This window comes from Streptomyces sp. NPDC052042 (genome assembly GCF_044548345.1).
Taxonomy (GTDB): Bacteria; Actinomycetota; Actinomycetes; order Streptomycetales; family Streptomycetaceae; genus Streptomyces.
In genome coordinates this window covers 1-1,475 of record NZ_JBIUBU010000084.1, presented here as the reverse complement: position 1 = coordinate 1,475, position 1,475 = coordinate 1, and the positions used below count along the sequence as shown (strand labels likewise).

The 1,475-nt window shown below is 69.6% G+C and carries 1 protein-coding gene; it reads right to left on the bottom strand.

Going from position 1 to position 1,475, the window contains the following annotated elements:
• Positions 1-201: 201 nt before the first annotated feature.
• Entirely contained in the window at positions 202-1,434 is a 1,233-nt protein-coding gene (locus ACIHCL_RS36955; RefSeq protein ID WP_399868934.1) for an IS4 family transposase, read from the bottom strand.
• Positions 1,435-1,475: the final 41 nt, after the last annotated feature.

Here is a 1,475-nt window from a genome sequence, read left to right as displayed (position 1 = left end):
CTAGCGGCAATACCGGTGATTTAGGTGGTTTTTCGGCTGGTCGGCCTGGTCTTCGTCGGTCCAACCAGCGTCGCGCGGGGTGCGGCCGGCCGGGGTGGAATGCGGTGCTCGGTGCGTTTGAGTTTCCAGTTGGACATCTTGCGTTTGATGACGCGGGGGTTGGCGCGTAACCGGCGGGGCGGCAGGGGGCGTTCGCGGATCTCACGCAGAGCCGCGGCCAGGGCCCGGGTCAGTCGGGAGGGGGGAAAACGCCGCCTGGTCGGTGACGTGGCGGCGGACGACGCGGAGGGCCCGGGTGAAGGAGATCCGGTCGGGGTCGTGGTCCGCTTGCTGCGCGGCGTGATGCATCAGAGTCCGCAGGGCGTGGTGCACCAGGAAGAAACCGAAGATCTCCTGTTGGACGCCGGCTGGGTGCTGAGAGCGCAGGATCAGGCGGGGCCCGCCCTGGTGGGTCTTGATTTCGTCCAGGGTGTTCTCGATCTCCCACCGCTGGGCGTAGAGCGCGGCCAGGGAAGCGGCGGATGCGGCCTTCGGGTCCAGGATGGTGGTGATCAGCCGGTAGACCGTGCCGCCGGGAGTGAGGGTGTACTCGATGACGCGGACCCGGGCGGGGTTGGCGCGGCGGTTCTTGTCCCGGGCGGCGACGATCTCGGAGAGGCAGGAGCCGTCTTCCAGCAGGGCCCGTACCGGCAGCACGGCGTCGTTCTTGACCCGCCACAGCAGATCGGCACCGGTCACTGCGGCGGCCTGCCACAGGTCGAAGCCGCGAAAGCCCCGGTCGGCCAGGACGAGCATGCCCGGCGTCAGCTCGGTGAAAAGGCGCTGGGCCAGCTCGGTTTCACCGACCGCCAAGGGGCCCGTCTCGACAGCGAAGACGGCGTGGGTGCCGCATTCGACCAGCGCGGCCACGCGCGCCTGCGGGTACGCGCTCTTTCCCTGTCCCCGGCTTACGCCCGGGCGGCCGAAGAAGGCGGCATTGGCCTCGGTATCCGGCACTTCGAAGGTGGTGCCGTCCACGGCCACCAACCGCCAGCCCCGATACCACGCGCCCGTGGTCTCCTCGGTGGCCACCGGGTGGCACACCCGGGCGAACAGTGCCCGCAGCGGTTCCGGACCCAGCCGCAGCCGGGCCCGGCCGATGGCCGCGGTGGTCGGCACCCGCCACGTTCCCTTCCACCGGCCCATCCGCTCCAGCCCGTGCGTGAGCAGCCGCGCAACCTCCTCGTATCCCTGACCCGAAAACAGGCACATGGCCAGCACGAAATAGACGACCACCCGGGCCGGCAGCAACCGCTGCCGTCGCTCGGCCCGGCCGCACTCCGCGATCACCTCGTCCACCAACTCTGGCGGGAACGCCTGGGTCAGCACCCCGAGCGCAATCCGATCCGACAACCGCTCCCCTGCCGGCGACTTCACCTGTCCTGGCCTTGGCACACCCGCTCAACGACCGGAAAGAGCCAAAGTCACCGGTATTG